General features: G+C 73.0%; 22 protein-coding genes and 1 tRNA gene. 18 read left to right on the top strand and 5 right to left on the bottom strand.

The window, feature by feature from the left end; all coding sequences use genetic code 11:
• Position 1: 1 nt before the first annotated feature.
• From obgE to D7318_RS08720, 4 genes are all read left to right on the top strand, one after another.
• Positions 2 to 1444, top strand: coding sequence for a GTPase ObgE (gene obgE, locus D7318_RS08735; RefSeq protein WP_120696296.1), 1443 nt, complete (start codon positions 2 to 4; stop codon positions 1442 to 1444).
• Positions 1445 to 1626: 182 nt separating this feature from the next.
• Positions 1627 to 3138: an SDR family NAD(P)-dependent oxidoreductase gene (locus D7318_RS08730; protein ID WP_408055464.1), complete on the top strand. Its 1512-nt coding sequence runs from the start codon at positions 1627 to 1629 to the stop codon at positions 3136 to 3138.
• Positions 3135 to 5240, top strand: a complete 2106-nt coding sequence (locus D7318_RS08725; RefSeq protein WP_230423537.1) for a hypothetical protein — start codon at positions 3135 to 3137, stop codon at positions 5238 to 5240. Before D7318_RS08730 ends, D7318_RS08725 begins: the two co-directional genes overlap by 4 nt.
• A gap of 4 nt (positions 5241 to 5244) precedes the next feature.
• Entirely contained in the window at positions 5245 to 8040 is a 2796-nt protein-coding gene (locus D7318_RS08720) for a CDP-glycerol glycerophosphotransferase family protein (RefSeq protein ID WP_329604560.1), read from the top strand.
• Positions 8041 to 8068: 28 nt separating this feature from the next.
• On the opposite strand, the gene D7318_RS08715 is transcribed toward D7318_RS08720, so the two are convergent.
• Complete coding sequence (locus D7318_RS08715) at positions 8069 to 9151, bottom strand: acyltransferase family protein (protein WP_120696294.1); 1083 nt, start codon at positions 9149 to 9151, stop codon at positions 8069 to 8071.
• A 24-nt stretch (positions 9152 to 9175) separates the two neighbouring features.
• On the opposite strand from D7318_RS08715, the gene D7318_RS34560 reads away from it, so the two are divergent.
• Complete coding sequence (locus D7318_RS34560; RefSeq protein WP_268987334.1) at positions 9176 to 9298, top strand: hypothetical protein; 123 nt, start codon at positions 9176 to 9178, stop codon at positions 9296 to 9298.
• Here the strand turns inward: D7318_RS34560 and D7318_RS08710 are convergent.
• Positions 9288 to 11387 (bottom strand): hypothetical protein, encoded by a 2100-nt coding sequence (locus D7318_RS08710; RefSeq protein ID WP_120696293.1) that lies wholly within the window; start codon positions 11385 to 11387, stop codon positions 9288 to 9290. The genes D7318_RS34560 and D7318_RS08710 overlap by 11 nt on opposite strands.
• Positions 11388 to 11593: 206 nt before the next feature.
• Here D7318_RS08710 and proB point away from each other — a divergent pair, with 206 nt between their 5' ends.
• The 5 genes from proB (at position 11594) to D7318_RS08685 (ending at position 16629) form a co-directional block, all read left to right on the top strand.
• Entirely contained in the window at positions 11594 to 12736 is a 1143-nt protein-coding gene (gene proB, locus D7318_RS08705; RefSeq protein ID WP_120696292.1) for a glutamate 5-kinase, read from the top strand.
• A 123-nt stretch (positions 12737 to 12859) separates the two neighbouring features.
• Positions 12860 to 13318 (top strand): hypothetical protein, encoded by a 459-nt coding sequence (locus D7318_RS08700; protein WP_408055458.1) that lies wholly within the window; start codon positions 12860 to 12862, stop codon positions 13316 to 13318.
• Positions 13319 to 13370: 52 nt separating this feature from the next.
• Positions 13371 to 14663: a glutamate-5-semialdehyde dehydrogenase gene (locus D7318_RS08695; protein ID WP_120696430.1), complete on the top strand. Its 1293-nt coding sequence runs from the start codon at positions 13371 to 13373 to the stop codon at positions 14661 to 14663.
• 49 nt (positions 14664 to 14712) lie between these two features.
• Entirely contained in the window at positions 14713 to 15465 is a 753-nt protein-coding gene (locus D7318_RS08690; protein ID WP_120696290.1) for an SCO2584 family spore wall biosynthesis protein, read from the top strand.
• A 90-nt stretch (positions 15466 to 15555) separates the two neighbouring features.
• Entirely contained in the window at positions 15556 to 16629 is a 1074-nt protein-coding gene (locus tag D7318_RS08685) for an SCO2583 family membrane protein (protein ID WP_120696289.1), read from the top strand.
• A 12-nt stretch (positions 16630 to 16641) separates the two neighbouring features.
• On the opposite strand, the gene D7318_RS08680 is transcribed toward D7318_RS08685, so the two are convergent.
• On the bottom strand, positions 16642 to 17709 hold the full coding sequence (locus D7318_RS08680; protein WP_120696288.1) for a M48 family metallopeptidase: 1068 nt from the start codon (positions 17707 to 17709) through the stop codon (positions 16642 to 16644).
• 209 nt (positions 17710 to 17918) lie between these two features.
• Between D7318_RS08680 and D7318_RS32740 the strand changes: the two genes are divergently transcribed.
• The 5 genes from D7318_RS32740 to D7318_RS08660 all read left to right on the top strand — a co-directional run bounded on the left by D7318_RS32740 (position 17919) and on the right by D7318_RS08660 (position 21688).
• Complete coding sequence (locus tag D7318_RS32740; protein ID WP_181727566.1) at positions 17919 to 18080, top strand: hypothetical protein; 162 nt, start codon at positions 17919 to 17921, stop codon at positions 18078 to 18080.
• A gap of 10 nt (positions 18081 to 18090) precedes the next feature.
• Complete coding sequence (gene nadD, locus D7318_RS08675; RefSeq protein ID WP_120696287.1) at positions 18091 to 18714, top strand: nicotinate-nucleotide adenylyltransferase; 624 nt, start codon at positions 18091 to 18093, stop codon at positions 18712 to 18714.
• A gap of 21 nt (positions 18715 to 18735) precedes the next feature.
• Entirely contained in the window at positions 18736 to 20523 is a 1788-nt protein-coding gene (locus D7318_RS08670; protein WP_120696429.1) for an LCP family protein, read from the top strand.
• A 101-nt stretch (positions 20524 to 20624) separates the two neighbouring features.
• Positions 20625 to 21053, top strand: coding sequence for a ribosome silencing factor (gene rsfS, locus D7318_RS08665; RefSeq protein WP_120696286.1), 429 nt, complete (start codon positions 20625 to 20627; stop codon positions 21051 to 21053).
• Positions 21054 to 21070: 17 nt separating this feature from the next.
• Positions 21071 to 21688 carry a histidine phosphatase family protein gene (locus D7318_RS08660; protein ID WP_120696285.1) on the top strand — a complete coding sequence of 206 codons (618 nt, stop codon included), beginning with the start codon at positions 21071 to 21073 and terminating at the stop codon, positions 21686 to 21688.
• A 22-nt stretch (positions 21689 to 21710) separates the two neighbouring features.
• On the opposite strand, the gene D7318_RS08655 is transcribed toward D7318_RS08660, so the two are convergent.
• On the bottom strand, positions 21711 to 22601 hold the full coding sequence (locus D7318_RS08655; RefSeq protein WP_120696284.1) for a helix-turn-helix transcriptional regulator: 891 nt from the start codon (positions 22599 to 22601) through the stop codon (positions 21711 to 21713).
• Between the two features lie 121 nt (positions 22602 to 22722).
• Between D7318_RS08655 and D7318_RS08650 the strand changes: the two genes are divergently transcribed.
• The 3 genes from D7318_RS08650 to D7318_RS08640 all read left to right on the top strand — a co-directional run bounded on the left by D7318_RS08650 (position 22723) and on the right by D7318_RS08640 (position 24755).
• Entirely contained in the window at positions 22723 to 24213 is a 1491-nt protein-coding gene (locus D7318_RS08650) for an MFS transporter (protein ID WP_183091329.1), read from the top strand.
• Positions 24214 to 24369: 156 nt separating this feature from the next.
• Entirely contained in the window at positions 24370 to 24603 is a 234-nt protein-coding gene (locus tag D7318_RS08645) for a hypothetical protein (protein WP_049575784.1), read from the top strand.
• Between the two features lie 79 nt (positions 24604 to 24682).
• Positions 24683 to 24755, top strand: a tRNA-Ala gene (locus D7318_RS08640).
• A gap of 4 nt (positions 24756 to 24759) precedes the next feature.
• On the opposite strand, the gene D7318_RS34755 is transcribed toward D7318_RS08640, so the two are convergent.
• Positions 24760 to 25101 carry a hypothetical protein gene (locus D7318_RS34755; protein WP_220729580.1) on the bottom strand — a complete coding sequence of 114 codons (342 nt, stop codon included), beginning with the start codon at positions 25099 to 25101 and terminating at the stop codon, positions 24760 to 24762.
• Between the last annotated feature and the right edge of the window lie 133 nt (positions 25102 to 25234).

Genomic DNA, 25234 nt, shown 5'->3' with positions numbered 1-25234 from the left:
CATGACCACCTTCGTGGACCGCGTCGAGCTGCATGTCGGTGCGGGGAACGGCGGCCACGGCTGTGCCTCCGTGCACCGGGAGAAGTTCAAGCCGCTCGGCGGCCCCGACGGCGGCGACGGCGGGCGCGGCGGCGACGTCGTGCTGGTGGTGGACCCGGATGTGACGACGCTCATCGACTACCACCACAGGCCGCACCGCAAGGCGACCAACGGCAAGCCGGGCGGGGGCGGCCACCGCACCGGGGCGCACGGCCAGGACCTGGTGCTCCCGGTGCCCGACGGCACGGTCGTGCTCGACGGGAACGGCGAGGTGCTGGCCGACCTGGTGGGCACGGGCACGACGTTCGTCGCAGGCCGGGGCGGCAGGGGCGGGCTCGGGAACGCCGCGCTCGCCTCGCCGCGCCGCAAGGCCCCCGGCTTCGCGCTGCTCGGCGAGCCGGGCGACGAGCGCGACATCGTCCTGGAGCTCAAGACGGTCGCGGACGTCGCGCTCGTCGGCTTCCCCAGCGCGGGCAAGTCGTCGTTGATCTCGGTGCTCTCCGCGGCCAAGCCCAAGATCGCGGACTACCCCTTCACGACGCTGGTGCCCAACCTCGGGGTGGTGACGGCCGGTTCGACGGTGTACACGGTGGCGGACGTGCCGGGGCTGATCCCCGGGGCGAGCGAGGGGCGGGGGCTCGGGCTCGAGTTCCTGCGGCATGTGGAGCGCTGCTCGGTGCTGGTGCACGTGCTTGACTGCGCGACGTTGGAGCCGGGCCGGGATCCGCTGACCGACCTGGAGGTCATCGAGGCCGAGCTGGCGCGGTACGGCGGCCTTGACGACCGGCCGCGGCTCGTCGTGCTCAACAAGACGGATATTCCCGAGGGGCAGGATCTCGCGGATATCGTGCGGCCCGATCTGGAGGCCGGGGGCCTGGCGGTATTCGACGTCTCCGCGGTCTCGCGGAAGGGGCTGCGTGATCTTTCCTACGCGCTCGCCGCGCAGGTCGCGAAGGCGCGGGAGGCGAAGCCCGCCGAGGAGGCGACGCGCATTGTCATCAGGCCCAGGGCGATTGACGACTCGGGCTTCACGGTGACCGAGGAGGGCGAGGGATTCTTCCGGGTGCGCGGCGAGAAGCCGGAACGCTGGGTGCGGCAGACCGACTTCACCAATGACGAGGCCGTGGGCTATCTCGCGGACCGCCTCGCGCGGCTGGGCGTCGAGGACGAGCTGCGCCGCGCGGGGGCGCGCGAGGGCGACGGGGTGGGGATCGGCGGCGACGACGACGCCGTGGTCTTCGACTTCGAGCCCTCGGTGAGCGGCGGCGCGGAGATGCTGGGCAGGCGTGGTGAGGATCACCGCCTGAACGCCGTGCGGCCCGCGGAGGAACGCCGCAGGGAACGCGAGGCGCGACGCGGTGACCACGCGCAGCGGGAATTCGAGGAATTCAGCCCTTTTGACTGAGATGCGGAGGAAACAAGGCCGCATCTGCCGACCTTGGAGGGCGCCGCAGGGTAACGCCGCGCTGTCGCAAAGCGATAACGGAGGACAACCGTTCATCCCGTTTGGGGGTCAAGCTTCCACTGGGGTTAACCTTCTCCTCGCGTAGGCGACACTTCTGATACCCGGCAGGAGCTTCCTTGACCATCCATCCCCCAGGCCCGTCCCCACACACCACCGCGGTCGTGCTGGCCGGTGGAACGGGTCAGCGCGTAGGGCTCTCCATTCCGAAGCAGCTGATCAAGGTGGCGGGCAAGGCGGTCATCGAGCACACCCTCGCGATCTTCGAGGAGGCCGAGGAGATCGACGACGTCCTCGTGATGATGGCCCCGGGGTACACGGCCGAGGTGGAGAAGATCGTCGCCAAGGGCGGCCTCGGCAAGGTCACCCGGGTCGTGGAGGGCGGCTCGACGCGGAACGAGACGACGCGGCGCGCCATCGAGGTGCTGGGCGAGGGGCTCGCCGACGGCCAGGACCGCAACGTGCTGTTCCACGACGCGGTCCGCCCGCTGCTGTCGCGCCGCGTCATAGCGGACTGCGTGGCGGCGCTCGACCGTTACCGCGCCGTGGACGTCGCCATACCGTCGGCCGACACCATCATCGTCACGCGCACGCACGGCGAGGACGGCGAGTTCATCACCGATGTGCCGGACCGCTCGCGACTGCGCCGGGGCCAGACCCCGCAGGCGTTCCGGCTCTCCACGATCCGCAGGGCCTACGAGATCGCCGCCGATGACCCCAACTTCCAGGCCACTGACGACTGTTCCGTGGTGCTGAGGTATCTGCCCGATGTGCCGATCCATGTGGTGCCCGGCGACGAGTTCAACATGAAGGTGACCCAGCCCGTCGACGTCTTCATCGCCGACAAGCTGTTCCAGCTCGCCTCCACGGCCGCGCCCGCGCAGTCCGACGAAGACGCCTACCGCGAGCGGCTGAACGGCGCGACGGTCGTCGTCTTCGGCGGCTCGTACGGCATCGGCAAGGACGTCGCGGACCTGGCCGAGCGCCATGGCGCGACGGTGTACGCGCTGGGCCGTTCCACCACGGGCACCCATGTGGAGAACCCCCGCGACGTCGCCGACGCCCTCGCCCGCGCGTACGCGGAGACCGGGCGCGTGGACTATGTCGTGAACACCGCGGGCGTGCTGCGCATCGGGAAGCTGGCGGAGACGGAGGACGCCGCGATCGAGGAGGCGCTCACCGTCAACTACCTGGCACCCGTGCGGATCGCGCGCGCCGCCCACCGGTACCTCGCGGAGTCCGGCGGCCAGCTGCTGCTCTACACGTCGAGCAGCTACACGCGGGGCCGCGCCGAGTACAGCCTCTACTCGTCGACCAAGGCCGCGATGGTCAACCTCACACAGGCGCTCGCCGACGAGTGGGCCGCCGACGGCATCCGCGTCAACTGTGTCAACCCCGAGCGGACCGCGACCCCGATGCGCACGCGGGCGTTCGGCGACGAGCCCGCGGGCACGCTGCTGTCGTCCGAGGCCGTGGCGCGCACGTCGCTCGACGTCCTGCTGTCGCCCATGACCGGGCACGTGATCGACGTCCGCCAGCAGGACCCGACGGCCGACGCGAGCCAGGCCGCGTCGTTCGAACGGGCGCTCGCCGCCGCGATCGCCGCGGACGCCGACTCCGCCGGGGAGGTGGCATGACGGGGGGGCCGCTGCACCGGCTCGCGGGGGTCGCCACCGGTGCCGAGCTCGCGGCGGCGCTGCTCATGGGGGTCAGCTATCCGCTGATGCTGCTGGGCGCGCTGCTGCCGTTGACGTGGCTGTTCATCGCCGCCACCGCGCTGAGCTACGCGGGCGACCACTTCCTGCACCGCAGGGGCAGCTATCTGCTGGTGCGGATGGGCAAGGCGCGGCTCGGGCTCACGGTCCGCTTCCTGGTCAGGCAGCTGCTGCTGGTCCTGCTCCTCGCGCGCGAGGACTGGGCCGGGGAGCGGATGTTCTACGCGGCCGTCGTGGGCTTCCTGGCGTTCTACGCGCTCCAGGCGCCGCACACCGCGCTGGTGATGGTGCTGCGCAGGCTGCGGCGGCTGCCGATCGGGACGCGCAACATCGACCTGTCCACGATGCCGGTGCCCGACGGGCCGCCGCGCTGGCTCACGCACCGGGCCGTCGAGAAGGTGCTGCACACCGAGGTCCCCGCGCAGGCCGGTCTGCTGGCCGCGGTGGCGACGGGCACGGCGGCGTTCGGCTACGCGGGCATCGCCGTCACGCTCGCGCTGGTGCTCGGCTATGTCGCGGTGCTGCTGCCGTTCCTGCGGGCCAGGCGGCTGCCGCCGTCGAGGGACGCGGCGTTCGCGTGGTTCGACGGCTGGCTGCGGGAGTACCGCCCGGTGGTCGCGCTCTACTTCTCGGGCTCCAAGGACTCCGCCTACCAGGTCAACATGTGGCTGGACACCATGGCCAGGCTGGATGTGCGGACCGTGGTCATCCTGCGGGAGCGCGCGATCCTCAGCAGGCTCGCCACCACGACCGTGCCGGTGATGTGCGTGCCGAGCGCGGTGGACCTGATGAACCTGGACCTGTCGATGCTGCGCGTCGGGCTCTACCCCGCGAACGTCGGCAAGAACCTGCACCTGCTGCGCGTCCCGACGATGAAGCACGTCTTCATCGGGCACGGCGACAGCGACAAGGTCGCCAGCATCAACCCGTACGCCAAGGCGTACGACGAGGTGTGGACCGCGGGGCGGGCGGGTCGCGACCGTTTCATGCTGGCCGACGTGGGCGTGCGGGACGAGGACATCGTCGAGGTGGGCCGCCCGCAGCTGGCGTCCATCGAGACCGGCGCGGGCCCGCGCGAGGGACGCGTGCCCACCGTGCTCTACGCCCCCACGTGGGAGGGCTGGACCGACGAGCCGGGGAACACGTCGTTGCTGCTCGCGGGCGAGAACATCATCCGCGGCCTGCTGGCGTCGGAGCGCCCTGTGCGCGTGCTGTACAAGCCGCACCCGTTCACCGGCTCGCGCGACCCCGAGGCCGCCGCCGCGCACCGGCGCATCGTGGAGATGATGGAGCGCGCGGCCGCCGAACGCGCCGCCGATCCACGCTGGCGCGAGGCCGCCGCCGTGGGCGGGGCCGAGCGGGAGCGCGCCGCGGCGACGCTGCGCGCGATGGCGGAGAGCGGCGCGTACGGCCAGGCCGCGGTGGCCGTGTGGGACGACGCGTCGGTCTCGCGCGACGCGCAGACCCCGGCGGCCCGGGCGGCCGAGGAGGAGCGTCGGCTCGTCGAGTGGAACGACGCCTACTGGCGCTCGCGCGGCTGGTGGGAGCACCGCGTCATCACGGGCCCGCAGCCGCTGCTCTTCGACTGCTTCAACGAGTCGGACGCCCTGATCTCCGACATCTCGAGCGTCGTCTCCGACTTCATCGCCAGCGGCAAGCCCTACGCCGTCACCGACTCCGCGGGCCTGGGCGCCGAGGAGTTCAGGCGCCAGAACACCGCGGTGCGCGCCGCCGTCATCCTCTCCAACGACGCCGACCGGCTCGACGAGGTCATCGCCGCCGCGCACGCTCCCGGCGACCCGGAGCACGACCCGCTCGCGGGCGCGCGCCGCGAGCTGAAGCAGTACCTCATCGGCCCCGACGAGCCGCCGTCCCAGGCGCGCTTCGCCGCGGCCGTCGCCGCCCTGGCCGCCAAGGCCGAGGCGCGCAACACCGCGCAGGACGCCGACGACGCGCCCCCCGCGCACACCGCTCCCGCGCCGGGCGACCCGGCGCGCCGACCCGTCCCCGCACAGGAAGGCTGACCCGGTGGCCCCCAAGAAACCGGCCAAGAAGCCGGAGGACTTCCTCCCCGCGGAGCTGCGGCGTTCGATGCACTGGCTCCCCGAGTCCTCGGCCGAGGAGCGCGAGGCGTTCTTCGACGAGGCGGGCGCGTTCCTCGCGACCGCCGACCCGCGCAAGCTCGCCAAGCTGCCGCCGCTCATGCGCGTCAAGTGGCAGCTCGCCCGCGAGCGGCGGCTCGCCGACCTGCTGACCGTGCTCGCGCACGAACGGGAGTACCGCGCCTCGTCGTTCTCCGTCACGGGCAGGCTCCGCCCGCGCCTGGCGATCCCCGGGCTCGACAGCGGCTCGCTGCCCGCCGACGTGGTCAGGCTGCGCCAGGCCGAGCTGCCCGTGAAGGGCAAGGCCACCGAGGCGCGTTGGCAGGACGGCAAGCTCGTCGTCACCGGCTACGCCTATGTGCAGAACGTCCCCGCCGATGGCAGGGCGCGCCTGCCGCGCCTCGGCTGGCTGCGGCAGCAGGGCGCACGCCGGCGCGTGCCCGTGCGGGTGCGCCCGCGCACCGATCTGCGCGCCACCCGTGACTCGGGGCAGGCGCTGCACGCCTACGACGAGGCCGGGTTCGAGCTGACCGTCGACCCGGCGAAGCTGCGCACCGGAGGGCGCTGGCAGGCGGGCGTGTGGCAGCTGACGCTCGCGCTGCCCTCGCCCGGCGTGGTGCGCCTGGGCTCGCTCGACCGCACCGACATCGGCAGCGCGGGCCACTCCCAGGCCCGCCAACTGGCCGACGGCGTACGGCTGGTCGCGGGCTTCTCGGACGAACGCCTCCAGCTGACCGTCGACACGCCCGCGGCCGAGATCGCCGGGCACGAGCGCGTGGGCGACGCGTTGCGGCTGCGGCTGCACGTGCCCGCGACGCCGCGGGGCCGTGCCCCCGAGCGGCTCCTGCTCGCGCACAAGGGGGGCGCGTTCACGGGCGCCTACGCCGTCGTCGCGAACGGGGACGCGGACGGGGACGCGGAGGGCGGCGGACACGTGGCCGACGTCCCGCTCGCCGATCTGACGGTGGCGGAGGCGGCCGACGCGCCGACCCAGGACCTCATCGCCACGCTGGAGTTCGCGGACGGCGAGACCCGCAGGGCCACCGTGCGCGAGGGGTTCGCGCCCGGCCAGTACCCCGTGGCCGAAGGGCGCGAGATCGCCGTCACGACCGACGGCCCTGGGCTGCTCAAGCTGCACGACCGGGTGCGGCAGGCCGTGGTGGACGAGCTGCGCTGGACCGAGGCGGGCGAGCTCGAGCTGCGCGGCGCGTACACGGGCGATCCCCAAGGGCTCGAGCTCGTCCTGCGGCACGGCAAGTACATGGAGGAGAAGACCCTCCCGTTCACCTGCGACGACGGCCGCTTCACCCTGGTGATCGCGCCCGACCGCATGGACTCCTACGACGGCCCGCAGGAGCTGCGCGAGGGCCGCTGGTACCTGTCGTTCCGGCCCGAGGGCGAGGCCGACAAGGGCGGCGACGTGCCTGTCAAGATCCGCGGCGACCTCGTCGACACGCTGCCGCTGACGCACCGGGGCGCGCACCGCGCGTACACCGTCGAACGCCGCTTCTTCGACCGGATCTTCCTCGCCGCGGGCTCACCGCTGCGCGAGGAGGACCGCGGCAAGTACCGGCAGCGCAGGCTGCGCGAGCTGTATGTGCGCGACCGCGAGAAGCCGCTGCGCGACGTCGTGTTCTACAACTGCTACCACGGCCGCCAGTTCTCCGACTCGCCCCGCGCGATCTACGAGGAGCTGGTGCGCCGCGGCGCCGACGTCGAGCACGTGTGGGGGACGAGCGACCGGCAGGCGGTGGTGCCCGAGGGCATGCGGACGGTCGAGTGGAAGAGCGCCGAGTGGCACGAGGCGCTGGCCACCAGCCGTTTCCTGGTCACCAACGTGATGATCTCGTCCTGGATCAAGCGGCGCGACGACCAGCTGTTCGTCCAGACGTGGCACGGCACGCCGCTCAAGAAGATGGGCGCCGACCTGCTCGGCACGTCGAAGGCGAACCCCGCGTACATCGCGACGCTGCCCGGCCGCTTCGAGCAGTTCGCGTACCTGGTCTCGCCCAACGCGTTCACCACCCCGATCATGCGCAGCGCGTTCGGCTTCCCCAACGAGATCCTGGAGACCGGCTATCCGCGCAACGACGTCTTCTACCGCGAGGACCGCGAGGAGATCGCGGCGCGCGTGCGGAAGACGCTGCGGCTGCCCGAGGGCAAGAAGGTGCTGCTCTACACGCCGACGTGGCGCGACGACCAGCGCTTCGGCGCGGGCAAGAAGTTCAAGCTCGACCTTCAGCTCGACCTGGCGGCGTTCGAGCGGGAGCTGGGCGACGAGTATGTGCTGCTGTTCCGCAAGCACCCCAAGATGCTCAACAACATCACGGGCGCGCGCGACGGCTTCGTGCGCGACGTGGCGGCGTACGCGGAGATCTCCGACCTGTACCTGGTCTCGGACGTGCTGATCACGGACTACTCGTCGTCGATGTTCGACTTCGCGCACACCGGGCGGCCGATGGTCTTCTTCACCTACGACCTGGAGCACTACCGGGACACGCTGCGCGGCTTCTACTTCGACTTCACCGGCACCTCGCCTGGGCCGCTGGTGAAGACGACGGAGGAGCTGATCGACTCGCTGCGGAACCTGGAGACGGTCGAGAAGGAGTACGCCGACCGCTACGCGGCGTTCGTGGAGAAGTTCTGCGAACCGGCGGACGGGCGGGCGACGGCCCAGGTGGTGGACAAGATGCTTCAGTGGGCGGCGGCCCGCCGCCGTTAGGCCGTGGCGGGAGCGAGGGTGGCGGGGGTTACGGGTGGCGCCGGAAGAACCACGCCATCCGTGGCTCCATCACCGGGCGGAACGCCCGCCGCACCGGGGGCGTGCACAGCAGCGTCACGCCCGCGGCGGCGACCGCCGTGGTGATCGCGAGCGACCAGGGCAGCTGCCGCACCACCTCGGGGTCGTACCAACCCCACGCGCGGGCGCCCGAGATCAGGAAGCCGTGCAGCAGGTAGCCGGAGATGGTGCCCGCGCCCAGCGCGGTGAACCACATGCGCCGCCCCGGCACGAGCGAGAAGAAGCACACGGTCAGCAGCACCGCGCAGCCGAAGAGCGCCAGCGTCATCCCGACCCCGGCCCACCACGCCTCGCCCAGCTCCTGGGCTGACTCGCGGTGATAGAGCCACTGGTACTCCATGCGCGGCGCGACCAGGTACGCCACCGCCGCGGCCCCCGCGAAGACCGGGAGCGCGACCAGCCGCACCGCGCGGTGCCTGGCCATCCTGAAGTGCTCGGGCCGCAGCACCAGGCCGAGCACGAAGAACGGCAGGAACTGGAGCACGCGCTGGATCTGGAGGTCGTTGCTCAGCGTGGGCGAGGCCGAGGCGGCGGCCGCGATCGCGAGCGAGAGCGGCAGCGGCCAGCGCACGGCCTGCCACAGCGGCACGGTCAGCCGCCAGAGGAGCAGCGCCAGCAGGAACCACATGAGCCACTTGGGCTCGAACAGCGGCACATAGGTGGTGCGGTCGTCCTCGAGCCGGCGCATCCAGAAGACATAGGCCACCTGGAAGACGACATAGGGCACCGCGACCCCGGTCACCAGCCGCGCCACACGACGGGGGCTTCCGTCGAAGCTCCGGGAGAAATACCCCGCGATCACGATGAACGCGGGCATATGGAACGTGTACACCGTCATGTACAGCGCCATGACGATGCGCGAGTCCGGGTGCAGCGGCTCCCACGCGTGGGCGACGGCCACCAGCACGATCGCCAGATACTTGGCGTTGTCGAAGAACGCGTCCCGCTCCGGCGCGCGCCCCCCTGCCCCGGGGCCCTCCTGGGCCTGACGGGGAACGGAGGTGCTCTCCTTCGTCTGCTGCGGGCCGCTCATCACACCAATGCACCTTAACGGCAGGTGACGCACAGGTGTCCCCCGGGGGCCTGGGAGGCGGCCCAGGACCGCGAAACGGCGCTGGCGGCCGCTGCCGCCAGCGCCGTCGGCTGGTTGGAGGACGCCCTGGAGCGGGTCAGCCCGTGATCCGGTGGCCGGACGGTCGCGGTATCGGCAGCTCCACGTCGGAGTCGCCCGAGGCCAGCCGCGTCTGGCGCGACCTGCGGGCGTCCGCCTCCGCGGACAGCGCCCTCGTCGCCTCCGCGAACCGCGTCAGCGACGGCGGGTCCGCGGGGCCGAGCAGATACGTCTGGAGCGCCACCCGCTCGTCGGCGAGCGTGTCCTGGTCCGGGTCGGCCACGGCCGCGAGGAGCGCGGGGATCTCCGGCGCCTCGGGCGTGATGATCGTGGCCGCCCTGACCGTGGGGTTGGCCGCGCGGAAGTCCGCCTCGGACAGCCCGCTCGTGTTGACCACCGCGTAGGGCTTGGTGCTCGCCAGGAAGTCGGCGGCCACGGACGAGACGTCCGAGATCAGCAGGTCCGCCTGGTTGAAGCAGCTGTAGATGTCGGGGCGCGAGCCGGTCAGCACCAGGTGTGCGTCGCGCGGCTGCGCCGCCCAGAACGCCGCGCGCCACGCCTCCATGGCCGCCTCGACCGCCTCGGCCCGCCCCGGCTCGGGCGCCGACTGCCGCATCATCCGCTCCACCTCGTCCGCGCCGGGGCGGAAGACGCGGGCCGTGAGCCGGTTCAACTCCTCGGTGCGCCGCGCCAGTTCGGCGCGGTCCTCGGCGGATGTCGCGCCCTCGCCCCTGCCCCGCGCGGGCTCGGCCGCGACGGTGTCGGTGGCGGTGGGGGGCGTGGCGAGCGAGCCGCGTTCGGAACGCACGCCCCGGCCCGCACGGTCGGAACGCGCCGCCCTCTCGGCGTTGGTCTCGGCGATCAGCGCGCGGATCCGCGCGTCGGCCTCGCCCGCCCTGCGGTTGACCGAGCCGGTCATCGGGTGCGGCTTGTACAGCAGCCGCACGCGCGGGTCGGCCAGCAGGGCGCGGGCGATGTTCTCGCCCGCGAGCAGCACGGACGTGTTCCCCGGATCGTTCGTCCAGCCCTCCCACGTGGGGGCGTAGAGCACGGTCAGCGGGCGGTCGGGGTCAGGGCGCCCGGCCCATGGCCTGATCGGGGCGAGCTGCGGGCGGCCCACCTCGACGACGTCCCGGTCGTCCACGCCGACGTCGGCCACCGCGTACCGCTTGCGCGCGGCGGGCCCCGCGACCCACACCTGGTCGTAGACCTTGGCGTACGGGTTGCAGCTCGAGAGCTTGTCGCTCTCGCCGTGGTTGGTGAACGCGTGCTTGATCGTCGGGATGCGCAGCACCTGCGACGTCTTGGGCGCGTTGGCCGGGTGCAGCAGCATCTTGAGCGTGGAGCGTTCGAGCAGCATCAGGTGCGCCACCCTCGGCACGCAGATGATCGGCACGTCCGTGGCCGCGATCTGCTGCACCATGCCGCGCTCGCGCAGCACCACGAGCGGGCGCTCGGCCACGGCGGACAGCGTGGAGAGCCACATGTTCGCCTGGTACGCGGTGCCCGAGCCGCCGGAGAAGTAGATGCCGACATCGGGGCGGTAGGAGTCGAGCCAGCCCTGGAAGAACGCCAGCGTGCGCTCCTCGCCCGGCGCCCGCTTGCCAGGCAGCAGCCAGGTGGCCAGGTGGGCCGCGCAGCCGCTGAGCAGCACGAGCGACGTCCCGACGCCGAGCAGCCCCCAGATCGCCCGGTCGGCCACCGCGGTGAGCAGCATCCCCAGCGTCGCGGGCACCTGGAGCAGCGGCATGCGGTGCGCGGGCCGCAGCAGCAGGCGCGGTGGGGCGGGGGAGAGGCCGAGGTCGGCGGTGTCGATGTTCCTGGTGACCACGGGCAGCGTGCGCGAACGCCGCACCAGCACCGCGAGGGCCCGGCACGCGAAGTGCGCGGCATAGCACGCCAGGAGGCCGCCCACCATGAGCAGCCGCGCGACCGTGTCGATGCCCGACAGGTGCGCGATGCCCAGCACGACGAGCAGGTCGCGCAGCAGCTGTCTGACGGCCTCGTCGAAGTGCAGCCTGCCGAGGGCGCCGATGATGCCGGGCTGCCAGCGGCGCAGCGTCAGGTCGAGCGCGACGCCGAGGCCGGTGGCGATGAACAGTATGGGGGCGCTCGGGAGTTGAGCGCCGACGAACTGGAGGGTGAAGAGGCAGCCCATCGCGACGAGCGCGCTCCACTGGGCGCCGCGGCGGGACCACGGTCCTGCTGACACGGTCAGGCTCCGGTTGGGGGGTGGAAGGTGTGTGGGGCGGGGGCGGCTTTCATGGCGGTGATATGAGCGAGCGACTCCCTCGCGCGGTGGCATAGATTACGGAGGTAAGCCCGGCCCGGCCGGTGAGCGACGAAGGCGGAGGTGGTGCCACCGTGAGCGACGCGGACGCGGCCGCCCGGGTACCGGGGAGACCGGGAGTCTCCGACGCGCGCAGGGTCGTCGTCAAAGTCGGCTCATCCTCACTGACCACGGCGGCGGGCGGACTTGACGCCGACCGCGTGGACGCGCTCGTCGATGTGCTGGTGAAACAGGACGGGAGGCAGATCGTACTGGTTTCCTCGGGCGCGATCGCCGCAGGTCTCGCCCCGCTGGGTCTCCCGCGCCGTCCCGCCGACCTGGCGCGCCAGCAGGCCGCCGCCTCCGTCGGGCAGGGGCTGCTCCTCGCGCGGTACACCGCCTCGTTCGCCCGGTACGGCCGCCGCGTCGGCCAGGTGCTGCTGACCTCGGACGACACCAGCCGCCGCGCGCACTACCGCAACGCCTACCGCACCCTGGACCAGCTCTTCGCCATGGGCGTCACCCCCGTGGTGAACGAGAACGACACCGTCGCCACCGACGAGATCCGCTTCGGCGACAACGACCGGCTCGCCGCGCTCGTCGCCCATCTCGTCCGCGCCGACCTGCTGGTGCTGCTCTCCGACGTCGACGCGCTCTACGACGGCGACCCCGCGAGGCCGGGCGCGCGCCGGATCTCCGAGGTCATGGGCCCCGACGACCTGGCGGGCGTCGAGCTCGGCCGCGCCGGGCGGGCCGGGGTCGGCACGGGCGGCATGGCCACCAAGGTCGAGGCCGCGGCCATCGCGACCGGCGCGGGCATCCCCGTCGTCCTCTCCGCCGCGAGCGCCGCGGCGGACGCGCTCTCCGGCGCGCCCGTCGGCACCTACTTCGCGCCCACGGGGCGCCGGGCCGCAGGCCGCCTGCTGTGGCTCGCCCACGCCTCCACCCCGCGCGGCGCGGTGACCCTCGACGACGGCGCGGTGGCCGCCGTCACCGAGCGCGGCAGCTCGCTGCTGCCCGCCGGGATCACGGGCGTGGAGGGGGAGTTCACCGCGGGCGAGCCCATCGAGCTGCGCGACGGCGAAGGGCGGGTGATCGCCAGGGGGCTCGTCAACTTCGACGCGAGGGAGATCCCCCGGTTGATCGGGCGTTCCACGCACGAGCTGGCGCGCGATCTCGGCCCTGCATACGAAAGAGAAGTCGTACATCGCGATGACCTGGTTCTGTTGCGGGCATAGTCCCTTCGGCGAGTCCGTGTACCCGTGAGGGGGCCCGGGTCGGTGCCGGATCTGTGAAAGACCAGTCTTTCCACGGAAGGTTCGGGGAAACGGCCCCCTCCGTCGGCACGGGCTGATCCACTCGTGCGGGGTGCCCACCCCCACCACACTGCACCACTTCAGCACCATGTCAGGAGGCTGCCGGTGAGACGACTGGCCAGCGTCGGGGAAGACCAGCGCCGGGAGGGGGTGCGGCGCGACGCTTCGCGCCTGTGGCACATCACGCTCAGCGTGGCCGGGGAGGCGGCCCCGCTGACCGATGTCCGGCGTGGCCTCGAACGCCTCGCCCACGACCACCCCTTCCTGCTGACCAGCCGCTACGCACGCGACCACGCCGAGGTTCGCTACTGGGAAGAGGCCCGCGACCTGCACGACGCGGCGGCCGTCGCGCTGCGCCTGTGGGGCGAGCACCGGCACACGGCGCGGCTGCCGCCCTGGGAGATCGTCGGCCTCGAGGTCATCGGGCGGGAGACGTACCACCAGCGGATCGCGGAGGGCTACGGCCCGCCCCCGGCCGTCCCCGTGGGGGTCCACCCCTTCTGAGCGTCCGATATCCGGCGGTCCGGTGTCCGAGGGCCCGACTATGCTGCACCGCATGAGCCGCGCCCCCGAGCAGACCGCCCCCGAGGCGGCCGACGTCATCGCCGCCGCCCGCCGCGCCAAGGCCGCCGCCGCGCTGCTGGCCCCGCTGCCGCGCACCGCGCGCGACGCGGCGCTGACCGCCGTGGCCGACGCGCTCCTGGCCCGTTCCGCCGAGGTCGTCGAGGCCAACGCCGCGGACATCGAGCGGGCCCGCGCCGCCGGCACCCCCGCGGCCATCGTGGACCGGCTCACCCTGACCCCCGAGCGGATCGCGGCCATCGCGGCCGACGTGCGCGACGTGGTGGCGCTGCCCGACCCGGTCGGCGAGGTGGTCCGCGGCTCGACCCTGCCCAACGGCCTCGAGCTGCGGCAGGTCCGCGTCCCGCTCGGCGTGGTCGGCATCGTCTACGAGGCCAGGCCCAATGTCACCGTGGACGCCGCCGCCCTGTGCCTGAAGTCGGGCAACGCCGTGCTGCTGCGCGGCTCCTCCTCCGCGTACGCCTCCAACACCGCGCTGGTCGCCGTGCTGCGCGACGCCGTCGCCGGGGCCGGGCTGCCCGCCGACGCGGTGCAGCTGGTGCCGGGCGAGGGGCGCGCGTCCGTGCACGCCCTGATGCGTGCCCGCGGCCTGGTCGACGTGCTGATCCCGCGCGGCGGCGCCTCCCTGATCCGCACGGTGGTGACCGAGTCCACCGTCCCGGTCATCGAGACCGGCGTCGGGAACTGCCACGTGTACGTCGACGAGTTGGCCGACCTCGACATGGCCGTGGACATCCTGGTCAACTCCAAGGCCCAGCGCCCCAGCGTGTGCAACGCCGCCGAGACCGTCCTCGTGCACGCCGGGATCGCGGACCGCTTCCTGCCGCGCGCGCTGGCCGCGTTGACCGACGCGGGGGTCACGGTGCACGGCGACGACGCGTGGCAGAAGGCGGGCCAGGACGCGGGCACGCCCGTCGTCCCCGCGACCGAGGCCGACTGGGAGACCGAGTATCTGAGCTACGACATCGCGGCGGCCGTCGTGCCCTCGCTCGACGCGGCCGTCGAGCACATCCGCCGCTGGACCTCGGGCCACACCGAGGCGATCGTGACGCGGGACACGGCGGCGGCGCGGCGGTTCGTCGCGCGCATGGACTCCACGGCCGTCATGGTGAACGCCAGCACCCGCTTCACGGACGGCGGGCAGTTCGGCTTCGGCGCCGAGATCGGCATCTCCACGCAGAAGCTGCACGCCAGGGGCCCGATGGGCCTCCCCGAGCTCACCTCGACCACGTATGTGGTGACGGGGGACGGTCACACCCGGGAGTGAATTTCGGACGACCCTCCCCTCACGGGCGCATTCGTCCTAGGCTGGATGCGTGCCGGACGATCTGGGGGGCCTGCCGTTCCGAGACGGCGAAGGCCCCAGCAGCGAGGAACGGAGGGCCGCCGACGAGGCGTTCGCCTCCCTGGTCCTCGACGACGACTTTGTCGAAGCCGCGGAGATCCACGAGCCGACCGCCGCCGAGCGGATCCTGTTCGCCGCGATGGAGCGCGCGGAGTCCGAGGCGGCGGCCGAGCTCGGCCTGTACTACCGCGATCCGGACATCGACCCGGGCGGCGCCGATGGGCTCGCCGGCTTCGAAGGACCCGATTCCCTGGACTCCCTCGACCCCTCGACCGACCTCTCCGACCCCTCGACCGACCCCGAGCGGGCCGACGCCTTCGACGGCTTCGACGGTGAAGACCCCGACGACGAGGGCAGGTTCGACCGCTCGGACTACACGCGTTACGCCACCGAGGACCCCGAAGAGCAGGACGGCGTCGCGGTGCCCCCGGCGTTCGCCCCCGCTCCTCCTCCGCCCGCGCACGCCTACGCCCGCTTCGGCGGCGACGGCGGCGCGCACGCCAGGGCGCACCCGCCGCACTGGGGGACGCGCGGTCCCGGCTGGCGGCCCGCCCGCTGGCAGCGGCCCGTCGCCTGTGTGCTCGCCATGGTGATGGGGATCAGCGTGATCGCGTTCGCGCTGATCGCCGTGCAACGCTCAGGCTCCGCCCCGTCCCGCGACCCCGGTCCGGGCGAGGACGAGCGGACGGTGGTCGAGCCGGACGGCGCCGGGGGCGGCTCCTGACGCGGATCCGGCCCACAACGACGGGTCACGGCCTGAATTGCCCCGCCGTGGGGGCTGTTGACACCTCGCCCGGCGACCTACGCTTGAAGGGTGGCCGGGCGAGCTGACCCTCCCGGGGGAAGTTCCGGGGGAGCCCCGGGAGCCGGGGACGAGGAGTATCGATCGACCGTCTTCGACGAGTCGTTCATCAGGGCTGCCCGCCTCCAGGAGTTCTCCGCGCGCCAGCGCCTCGAGGACCACACCACCGCCGTGCGCACCCGCCCGCCCGAGCCGGGCGGCCAGGGCGGCAGGACGGTGCCCAAGCAGGGCATAGCCCTGGCGCTCATCATCCTGATGGCCTTCGCCGCCGCCATCTACCTGGGCGCCAACAACCCCTACGACGTGGGCCGTTCACTGGTCGCCGACCCCCCGGCCGCGATGACCCTCGCGCTGGCCCCCGAGGGCGCGGTCCCCGGCGGCGACGACCTCGCGAGCCTCTACGCCCAGAGCCCCGCCGCCGGATATGGCGCGGGACCCGGCGGCGTCGACCTGCCCGACCCCGTGGCCACCGCGCACTTCTCCACCGAGCAGGTCCTCACCGCGCTGACCCTGGCCAAGGAGTATGTGGTCGCCGGCGCGTTGACGCCCGAGGTGCTCGCGGGGACGACGACCGTGCCCGTGCGCGAGCTCCTGGGCGCCGAGCAGCGCCAGCACTTCGACGAGGCGGTGGGCGGCCATGGCACGCTCTCCGTCGCGACCGACTGGCTGGTGCGCTTCGACCCCGACGAGGCCGCGCTCGCCGACCCGCAGGTGCGGGTGGAGGGCGGCTTCAGCATCACCGAGGTCGCCGACGACATCCTCCAGGTCCACGGCAGGCACGTCTTCGTGTACGCGCTGCGGCCCGCCGGGGTGCGGGCCGCGCCCGCCGCGCTGTTCACGGTGCAGCGGCAGGTGCGGCTCCAGTTCGGCGAGGAGGAGCTGCGCGACCGGTATGTCGTGGTGCGGCAGGTGGAGACCACGGCGGGGCCCATGGACTGCGCCGTGGACCGCTCGGCGGTGCTCCACCCGCTGCTCGCGGGCGAACGGGCCGACCACCCGGCGTCCGAGGGCGCCGACCCCTACGTCCTCGACGCCGAACGCGCCGCCCTGTGCGCCACGTTCACCGCCGACGACCCGCCCGTCTAGGACGGACAGGGCCTAGGAACGTTCGTCATCCCCCCTGGGCGGCCTGCGGCTCGCGCCCGTCGCGAAGTCCCGCAGCCTGCCGCCGAGCTCGCCCGCGCCGCCCGCCACGTCGCTCACCAGCTTCACCAGCGGGTCCCCGCTGGTCCGCACGCGCTCGGCGTAGTGCCCCGCCGACTCCCGCACCGCCCCGGCGACCGAGGCGTCCTTGTCGTCCGAACGCCTCGGGTAGTGCCCGTCCATGAGCCGCTGGTAGTCGCGGCTCGCGGCCCACCGCCGCAGCTCGGCGGCGCGCACGACGGCGAACGGGTGGGAGCGCGGCAGGACGTTGAGGATCTTCAGCACCGAGTCGCGCAGGTCGCCGCCCGCCTCGTACTCGTCGGCCTGCTCGAGGAACGCGTCGACGTTCATCTCGTGCAGGTGGTTGCCCCCGGCGAGCTTCATCAGCCCGCGCATCGACGCCTCAGGGTCCTGGCCGACGAGCAACCCCGCGCGGTCCGCGGAGAGTTCGGACGTGCGGAACCACTCGCGCAGCGCCGTCACGATCGCCGAGACCGCCACGTTCCCCAGCGGGATCCACGCCACGCGCACCGCCATCCTGGTCAGGAAGAGCAGCAGCGTGCGGTAGACGGCGTGGCCCGACAGCGCGTGCCCGACCTCGTGGCCGATGACGGCCCGCGTCTCGTCCTCGTCGAGCAGCTCCACCAGGCCCGTGGTGAGCACGATGACGGGCTGGTGCAGGCCGACGCACATCGCGTTGGGCTGTGGGTCCTGCGAGACGTAGAGCGCGGGCACCGTCTCCAGGTCGAGCGTCCGGCACGCGTCGAGCAGCAGCGCGTGCAGCGCGGGGAACTGCCGCTCGCCCACCCGCACCGAGTCCGACAGGAACAGCAGCCGCAGGCTCCGCTCGGGCAGCATGCCGCTGAGCGCCTTGAACACCGTGTCGAATCCGGTCAGCTTGCGCAGGGCGACGAGCGCCGAGCGGTCCGCCGGATGCTCGTACGCGCGGGGCGACATGCCGGGGAAACGCCGTCGTTCCCGCGTCCCCGCCCCGTCGTTCCCTCCGGTCGTGTGGTCGCTCATCGGACGGCCCCCTCCTGGTGTCTCCCCGCGGCCCGCGCCGTGGCCGTTCACCGCACGGTAGCGAGCGATGGGGGCAAGAGGCCATGGCATAGTCCTCCGCATACGATGACACTGGGACACCGGACACCGGCTCTCGACACCGGGCCTCCTCGGTGTCCACGGTGTCCACGCAGTGTCCACAGCACTCCCGTTCCCGGATTGGTCCGCGTATGACTCAGCTCACCGCCTCGAACGCCGTGTCCCTCGTGCACACCCTCGCCGAGGAGAGCCACGGGCACTCGAGCCTGAACCCCTACGCCATCGGCGGCGGCGCCCTGGCCGCGCTGTTGCTGCTGCTCTGGATCACCACCCGGCTGAACCGCGATCGCTGAGGCCCGGTCCATGGCGGGACAGATAGGCGTCGGAAAGCGGCGGCTCGGCGTGATGGGCGGCACGTTCGACCCCGTCCACCACGGGCACCTGGTCGCCGCGAGCGAGGTGGCGGCCAGGTTCGACCTGGACGAGGTCGTGTTCGTGCCGACCGGGACGCCCTGGCAGAAGGGGCACCGCGAGGTGTCACCGGCCGAGGACCGCTATCTGATGACGGTGATCGCGACGGCGTCCAACCCCCAGTTCTCGGTGAGCAGGATCGACATCGACCGGGGTGGCAAGACGTACACGATCGACACGTTGCGTGACCTGCGGGCCGAACACGGCGACGCCGACCTCTTCTTCATCACCGGCGCCGACGCGCTCGCGCAGATCCTCGGCTGGCGCGACGCCGAGGAGCTGTTCTCGCTGGCCCACTTCATCGGGGTGACCCGTCCGGGGCACACGCTGGCCGACCCGGGGCTGCCCGGCGGTGGCGTGTCCCTCGTGGAGGTGCCCGCGCTGGCCATCTCCTCCACCGATTGCCGCGAGCGGGTCGCCCGCGGCGATCCCGTCTGGTATCTGGTGCCGGACGGGGTCGTGCGCTACATCAACAAGCGGGCGCTCTACCGGAACCCTGGCGAACCGGCGCGCTGAACGGACTGAAGGGCGGCAGTGGTGAACGACCGACAGGATCCGTACGGGCAGGTCTACGGCTACGACGAGTACGGCCGCCCGCTGTACGGCTCCGTCCCCCCGCAGGCGCACGAGGTCCCCCCGCAGGGACAGGAGCAGGGCCACCACCAGCAGCCGTATCCCCAGGGCCAGGACTGGCAGCAGGGCGCGGGCGATCCGTACGGGTACGACTACGGCACGGGCCAGCAGCCGCCGGTCACCGAGGGGTACGCGCAGGGGTACCAGCAGTACCCGGGGTACGCGGACCCGCAGGACTACGCCGCGCAGGGCTACCCGGCGCAGGACTACGCGCCGCAGGGCTATCCCGCGCCGGGCTACCCCGTGCAGGACGACACCGGGCAGCAGCGGCCCGTCACGGCCGACTGGGGAACGGGCCAGCAGCAGCCCGTCGCGCCCGAGGCGCCGCCGGTGGCCGACGTTCCGCCGCAGCGCCGTGGCTCGGGGGAGCGCGGGGACGGCGCCCCAGGGGCGCCAGGGGCCGATGGCGGCGACGGCGGCGACGGCTCGGGCGGAGGGGACGACGACCACGGGACCGACGAGTTCGCCTTCGTCGAGGAGCGGGACGAGGAGTCCGAGGACGTCATCGACTGGCTCAAGTTCTCCGAGAGCCGCACCGAGCGCCGCGAGGAGGCCAGACGCCGCGGCCGCACCAAGGTCAAGCTGCTGGTCATCCTGCTGGTGCTCGCCCTCGTCGGCGGCGTGGCGTTCCTGTGGCTGACCGACCGGCTGCCGTTCCTCCCCGGCTCCGACACCGCCGCCGACGGCGGCCCCGGCGCCGAGGTCCGCGACGTGATCGTGCTGCACCTGCGCCCCGTCGACTCCGACGAGTCGTCCACGGCCCTGCTGATCGCCAACGAGACCGCGGGCACCGGCACCACGCTGCTGCTCCCCAACGAGCTCGCCGTCACCCCCGACGGCGGCACCACCACGCTGGGCGAGGCGGTCAACGAGGAGGCCGCGGGCTCGGTCCGCGACGCCATCGGCGGCCTGCTCGGCGCCGACATCAAGGGCACCTGGCGCCTCGACACCCCCTACCTCGAGAACCTGGTCGACCTGGTCGGCGGCATCACCCTGACCACCGACGCCGAGGTCGCGGGCGGCGAGGACGACGAGGGGCCGCTCGTTCCGCGGGGCGAGGACGTGCTGCTCAGCGGGCGCGCGGCCGTCGCCTACGCGACCCACCGGGCCGACGACGAGCCGAGCAGCGCCCAGCTGGCGCGCTTCGGCCAGGTCATGCAGGCGGTGATGGTCACGATGCCGAGCGGCGAGAGCGGCGCCACCCGGGTGGTCGAGGCGCTCGCCCAGATCACCGACCCTTCCCTCACCGAGGACGAGCTGGCCGTCAGCCTCGCCCAGCTGGCCGGATACGCGCAGGAGGACGCGTTCGACACCGTTCCGCTGCCCGTCGAGGCCGATGGCACGCTCAGCGACGAGACGGCCGAAGGGCTGGTCGTGGACATGCTCGGCGGCACGGTCAGCAACGCCGACCCCGGCGCCGCCCCCCGCATCGGCATCAGGGACGCCAGCGGCGCGGAAGCCGCGGAGGACGCCAGGATCGCGCTGGTCAACGGCGGCTTCACCGTCGTCGACGCCCGCGCCGCCGACGCGACGGAGACCGAGTCCCGGGTGACCTGGGCCGACCCCGCGCACCAGGAGGTCGCCGTCGAGGTCGCCAGGACGCTCGGCCTCCCCGACGAGGCCGCGGTCGAGGGCGAGGGCGCGGGGAACGCCGATGTGACGATCATCCTGGGCGAGGATTATGGGCAGTGAGTGTCGGAGGTCCGTGAGATCCTGAAACGGCAGCCGCGGGACCGCTGGACGGCACCGCCGGACGCCCACCGCCGGACGACACCGAGGAGACAGCCGCACCCGTGACCGCAACGGACCGCGCCACCGAGATGGTCGAGGTCGCCGCGCAGGCGGCCGCAGACAAGCTCGCGCACGACATCATCGCCTACGACGTCAGCGACGTCCTGGCCATCACCGACGCCTTCCTCCTCGCCTCCGCGCCCAGCGACCGGCAGGTCAAGTCGATCGTCGACGGCATCGAGGAGCGGCTGCTGAAGACGCTCGGCATCAAGCCGGTCCGCCGCGAGGGCGAGCGCGAGGGCCGCTGGGTCCTGCTCGACTACGTCGACATCGTGGTGCACGTCCAGCACGCCGAGGAGCGCGTCTTCTACGCCCTCGAGCGCCTGTGGAAGGACTGCCCGCCGCTCGACCTCCCCGAGGACGCCAAGGCGACCAGGGGCAAGGCCGCGGCCCACGAGCACGCGGCGACCGGGGGCGGTGAGCTCAGCTGAGCGGCGGACGCAGGGTCGTGCTGTGGCGGCACGGCCAGACCGCGTGGAACCTGGAGCGCCGCTTCCAGGGCACCACCGACGTGGACCTCACCGAGACCGGCAGGGCCCAGGCCAAGCGCGCCGCCCGGCTGCTCGCCACGCTCGGGCCGCACGCGATCATCTCGTCCGACCTGCGGCGCACCGTCGACACCGCGGCCGAGCTCGCCGCCGTCACGAGGCTGACCGTCACCCATGACGAGGGCCTGCGCGAGACCTACGCGGGCGCCTGGCAGGGGCTCACGCACGACGAGATCAAGGCCACCTACGGCGACGAGTACGCCGCGTGGAAGCGCGGCGAGCCCGTGCGCAGGGGCGGCGGCGAGCTGGAGACCGAGGTCGCCGACCGCGCCGCGCCGCTGGTCGAGCGCGCGGTGGAGAAGCTGCCGCCCGACGGCGTCCTCGTCGTCGTCAGCCACGGCGGCACGATCCGCACCACCATCGGGCGCCTCCTCGGCCTGCCCCCGCGCAGCTGGGAGGCGCTCGGCGGCCTGTCGAACTGCGCGTGGTCCGTCCTCGGCGAGAGCGTGCGCGGCTGGCGCCTGACCGAGCACAACGCCGGATCCCTCCCCGAGCCGGTCCTCGGCGACGACGTGTGACCGTTCAACGACGTCTGATCCTTCAACGACCGGTCGCCCCGGCGTTGATCTCCCGCAGCCGCTCGACGCGCAGCCGGGTCTCCTCGTCGCCGGGGATGTACACCACCATGCGGGCCTCCGGCACGCCGTGGATCGACATCGACGTCGACCGCAGCCGGATCTCGCCCACCTCCTCATGGCGGAACATCTTGATCCGAGGCCCCGGCGGCACCACGTCCCCGCTGGCCCACATCGCCGCGAACTCCGGGCTGTCCGCGACCAGTTCGCGGATGAAACGCTCCCACGCGGGCTCGCCCGCATGCGCCCCGTACGCCGAGCGCAGCGTGGCCACCATGGACTTCAGCTCCGAGTCCTTGAACACCAGCGGGCACCGCTCGGGCCGCGCCCCGAACAGCAGCCGGACGGCGTTCCGCGCCCCCGGCGTCATCCGCGCCAGATCGACGTCGATCCCCGAGAAGAGCGCCCAGTACGCGTCGTTGCCCGCCAGCACGTCGTACCGCGCGTCGTAGATCACCGCGGGCAGCGGCGCCAGCGCGTCGAGCACCGCCTGCACGTCATCGCCCACCGCGGGCCATGGCTCCCCGCCGCTCCGCAGGGCGGGCGCGAACGGCACCTCCGCCAGGTGGTACAGGTGCTCCCGCTCGGTCTCGTCGAGCCGCAGCGTGCGCGCCACCGCGTCGAGCACCTGCGCGCTGGCGTTGATCGGCCGCCCCTGCTCGAGCCACGTGTACCACGTCACGCCCACCCCGGCGGCCTGCGCGACCTCCTCGCGGCGCAGCCCGGGCGTGCGCCGCCTCGGCCCCGGCGGCAGCCCCAAATCCTGCGGCGCGATCCTGGCCCTGCGGCTGCGCAGGAACGCCGCGAGCTGCGGCCTGCGGCGGTCGCCCGCGGCGGGGCGTGCGGTGGTGGTCATCGTCGTCACTCCTCCAGCGTGCCTCCGCCGGCCCCGGCCGGGAACGGCGCCGACGGGTGCTGCCAATACCAGTATCAACGGGCTCTCACCACCGGTACCGGCCATGGCCCAGCCTGGCGCCATGACCACCCCTCCGACGCGCACGGCGCCCACGCCCGCCTCGTCCGCCCCGGCCTCTCCACCGGCGCCCGGGCGCCCCGGGCGGCTGCTGGCGATCGTGCTGATCGGGCAGTTCATGGCGCTGCTCGACGTCTTCATCGTCAACGTGGCCGCGCCCACCGTCCGCTCCGACCTGGGCGCGTCGGACGGCGCGCTGCAACTCGTCCTCGCGGGCTACACCATCACCTATGCCGTCCTGCTCATCACCGGCGCCAGGCTCGGCGGCCGCCACGGGCACGGGCGGCTGTTCCTCGGGGGCCTCGCCGTGTTCACCGCCGCCTCGCTGGCCTGCGGACTCGCGGCCACGAGCGGGCAGTTGATCGCGTTCCGGCTGGTCCAGGGCGCGGGCGCCGCGCTCATGCTGCCGCAGGTGCTCGCCCTCATCCAGCGCACGTTCCAGGGCGCCGAGCGCGCCCGTGCGCTGATGGCGTTCGCGCTGGTGGTGGCGACGGGCGCCGCGGCGGGGCAGGTCGTCGGCGGCGTGCTGATCAGCGCCGACCTCCTCGGCCTCGGCTGGCGCCCGGTCTTCCTCGTCAACGTGCCCATCGGGGTCGCCCTCCTCGTCGCCGGGCTCCGCGCCGTCCCCCTCGGCCGCCCGGGCGGCGCCGAACGCGCCCGCGGCCTCGACCTGCCGGGGCTCACCCTGCTGACGGCCGCGGTGCTGGCGTTCACCGTTCCGCTGGTCCTCGGCCAGGAGGAGGGCTGGCCCCTGTGGTGCTGGCTCTCGCTGGGCGCGAGCGCGCTCCTGGTCGCCGCCTTCGCGGCGTACGAGGCCCGCCTCGCGCGCGGCGGCGGCGCCCCGCTGCTCTCGCCCCGCGTCCTGCGCAGCCCGGGCATGCCGCTGGCCGCGACCCGGCTCTTCCTGTCGATGTCGGTCAACGCGGGCGTGCTGTTCACGCTGTCCCTGCACCTCCAGGGCCCCGAGGCGGCGGGCGGCCTCGGCCATGGCGCGCTGCGCACGGGGCTGCTGTTCATCCCGACCGCGGTGGCGTTCGGCGCGACGTCGCTGCTGTGGCGGCGGCTGCCCACCGGCTGGCACGGCCACCTGGCCCCGGCGGGCTTCCTCGTCTCGGCCGCCGCCCTGTCCTGGCTGGCCGTGACGCTCCACGCGGGCCACGGCGGCCCGGCGGCGCTGACCGGCCCGTTCCTCCTCAACGGCCTCGGCCTCGCGCTCGCCTACGGCCCCGTCCTGACCCGGGCCCTCGCCCTGGTCGCGCCCGAGGACGCGGGCGACGCGAGCGGCGTGACCGCGATGGTGTCCCAACTGGGCATGCTGGTCGGCATCGCGGCGTTCGGCACCCTGTTCATCAACCGCGCCGAGTCGACCCTCTCGACGGCCGACGCCATGCTGCCCACGATGCTGGCGATCGCCGCGACGGCCCTCGCGGGTGCCCTCTCGGGGACCCTCCCACGCGCCCTCTCCCGCGCCCTCCCACGCCTCCGGTCCAGGTGACCGCTGTGTATCGATCCCGTCTCCCTTCGTGTGGAGACGGGATCCGTGGGCTTATCGGGTCGCCGGTGACGTGGCAGAATCGGGGGCACGTCGGGAGCGGACGGAGGGGTATGCCTCGTGTGCACGGCCCGCAATCGAGGGTGGAGCTGATCGCGCATGGGTGCCCACAGCAGAAAGTGCGACTGGTGCGGCGCGGGAACCCCGATCGTCCGCGACCTCCAGCCCGTCAACGTCGCGTACCAGTACTGGTGCGTCGAGTGCGCCAGGGCGCTGATCATCAAGGGCGACCCGATCGAGGTCTACCGCGAGCTCGAGGGCGAGCCGATCTACGGCCGCCTCCTGGACGAGCACTGCGCCCTGAAGCGGTTCTACTCGTTCGCGTCCGTCTGACAATGGATTTGGCAAACGCCCCGACCCCCCGTGTAGAGTAGGCACCGCCGCCGAGGGGAAGCCCGAGGCGGACAGGCAAGGGGCTATAGCTCAGTTGGTAGAGCGCTTGCATGGCATGCAAGAGGTCAGGAGTTCAATTCTCCTTAGCTCCACAGATCAGAGGCCGTCTCCCGCGAGGGAGGCGGCCTCTGTGGTGTGGGTGTGCTGGTGTGGCGGCCGCCCTTCGCGGGGTGTCCAGTCGGCGGGGTCGATGCCGTCGACGCGGGCGAGGGCGCGTCGGGAGGCGCGTCGGACGTTGGCGGCGTCCATGGGGGTGAGGGCGGTCACCTGCGCGTTCCCGCCTCGCGCTCCGCTGGCCGACGGGTGCGTGCCGCAGGAGAGGTCGCAGCGGCTCAGCCGGATGAACACCGCCTGCTGCCCGGCCGACGGCCCCTCACCCTGGAACGTCGGACCGAACGTCTCGGCGACGATCAGCTCGTCCTCCCGCGCGGTGGTCACCGGATCACCTCGAACTCGGCCCATGACGACGCCGCTTCCGACACGCGCACCCGCTCCAGCCGTCCCCTGATCGACGGTACGGACGGGCCAAGCCCTGGCTTCCCGGTCGCCGAGCGCTCGCCTTCGTAGGGCC

The sequence above is a fragment of the Streptomyces radicis genome (genome assembly GCF_003626575.1).
Taxonomy (GTDB): domain Bacteria; phylum Actinomycetota; class Actinomycetes; order Streptomycetales; family Streptomycetaceae; genus Streptomyces; species Streptomyces radicis.
Note: the sequence above shows the minus strand (reverse complement) of the source record. Positions and strands in the feature narration are given on the sequence as shown.

What these genes read in the sequence shown, in the direction of transcription:
- obgE (WP_120696296.1), top strand. Translation starts at nt 2, where the DNA reads ATGACCACCTTCGTGGACCGCGTCGAGCTGCATGTCGGTGCGGGGAAC.
- D7318_RS08725 (WP_230423537.1), top strand. Translation starts at nt 3,135, where the DNA reads ATGACGGGGGGGCCGCTGCACCGGCTCGCGGGGGTCGCCACCGGTGCC.
- D7318_RS08715 (WP_120696294.1), bottom strand. Translation starts at nt 9,151, where the DNA reads ATGAGCGGCCCGCAGCAGACGAAGGAGAGCACCTCCGTTCCCCGTCAG.
- D7318_RS08710 (WP_120696293.1), bottom strand. Translation starts at nt 11,387, where the DNA reads ATGGGCTGCCTCTTCACCCTCCAGTTCGTCGGCGCTCAACTCCCGAGC.
- D7318_RS08695 (WP_120696430.1), top strand. Translation starts at nt 13,371, where the DNA reads ATGAGCCGCGCCCCCGAGCAGACCGCCCCCGAGGCGGCCGACGTCATC.
- D7318_RS08680 (WP_120696288.1), bottom strand. Translation starts at nt 17,709, where the DNA reads ATGAGCGACCACACGACCGGAGGGAACGACGGGGCGGGGACGCGGGAA.
- D7318_RS32740 (WP_181727566.1), top strand. Translation starts at nt 17,919, where the DNA reads ATGACTCAGCTCACCGCCTCGAACGCCGTGTCCCTCGTGCACACCCTC.
- nadD (WP_120696287.1), top strand. Translation starts at nt 18,091, where the DNA reads ATGGCGGGACAGATAGGCGTCGGAAAGCGGCGGCTCGGCGTGATGGGC.
- D7318_RS08655 (WP_120696284.1), bottom strand. Translation starts at nt 22,601, where the DNA reads ATGACCACCACCGCACGCCCCGCCGCGGGCGACCGCCGCAGGCCGCAG.
- D7318_RS08650 (WP_183091329.1), top strand. Translation starts at nt 22,723, where the DNA reads ATGACCACCCCTCCGACGCGCACGGCGCCCACGCCCGCCTCGTCCGCC.
- D7318_RS08645 (WP_049575784.1), top strand. Translation starts at nt 24,370, where the DNA reads ATGGGTGCCCACAGCAGAAAGTGCGACTGGTGCGGCGCGGGAACCCCG.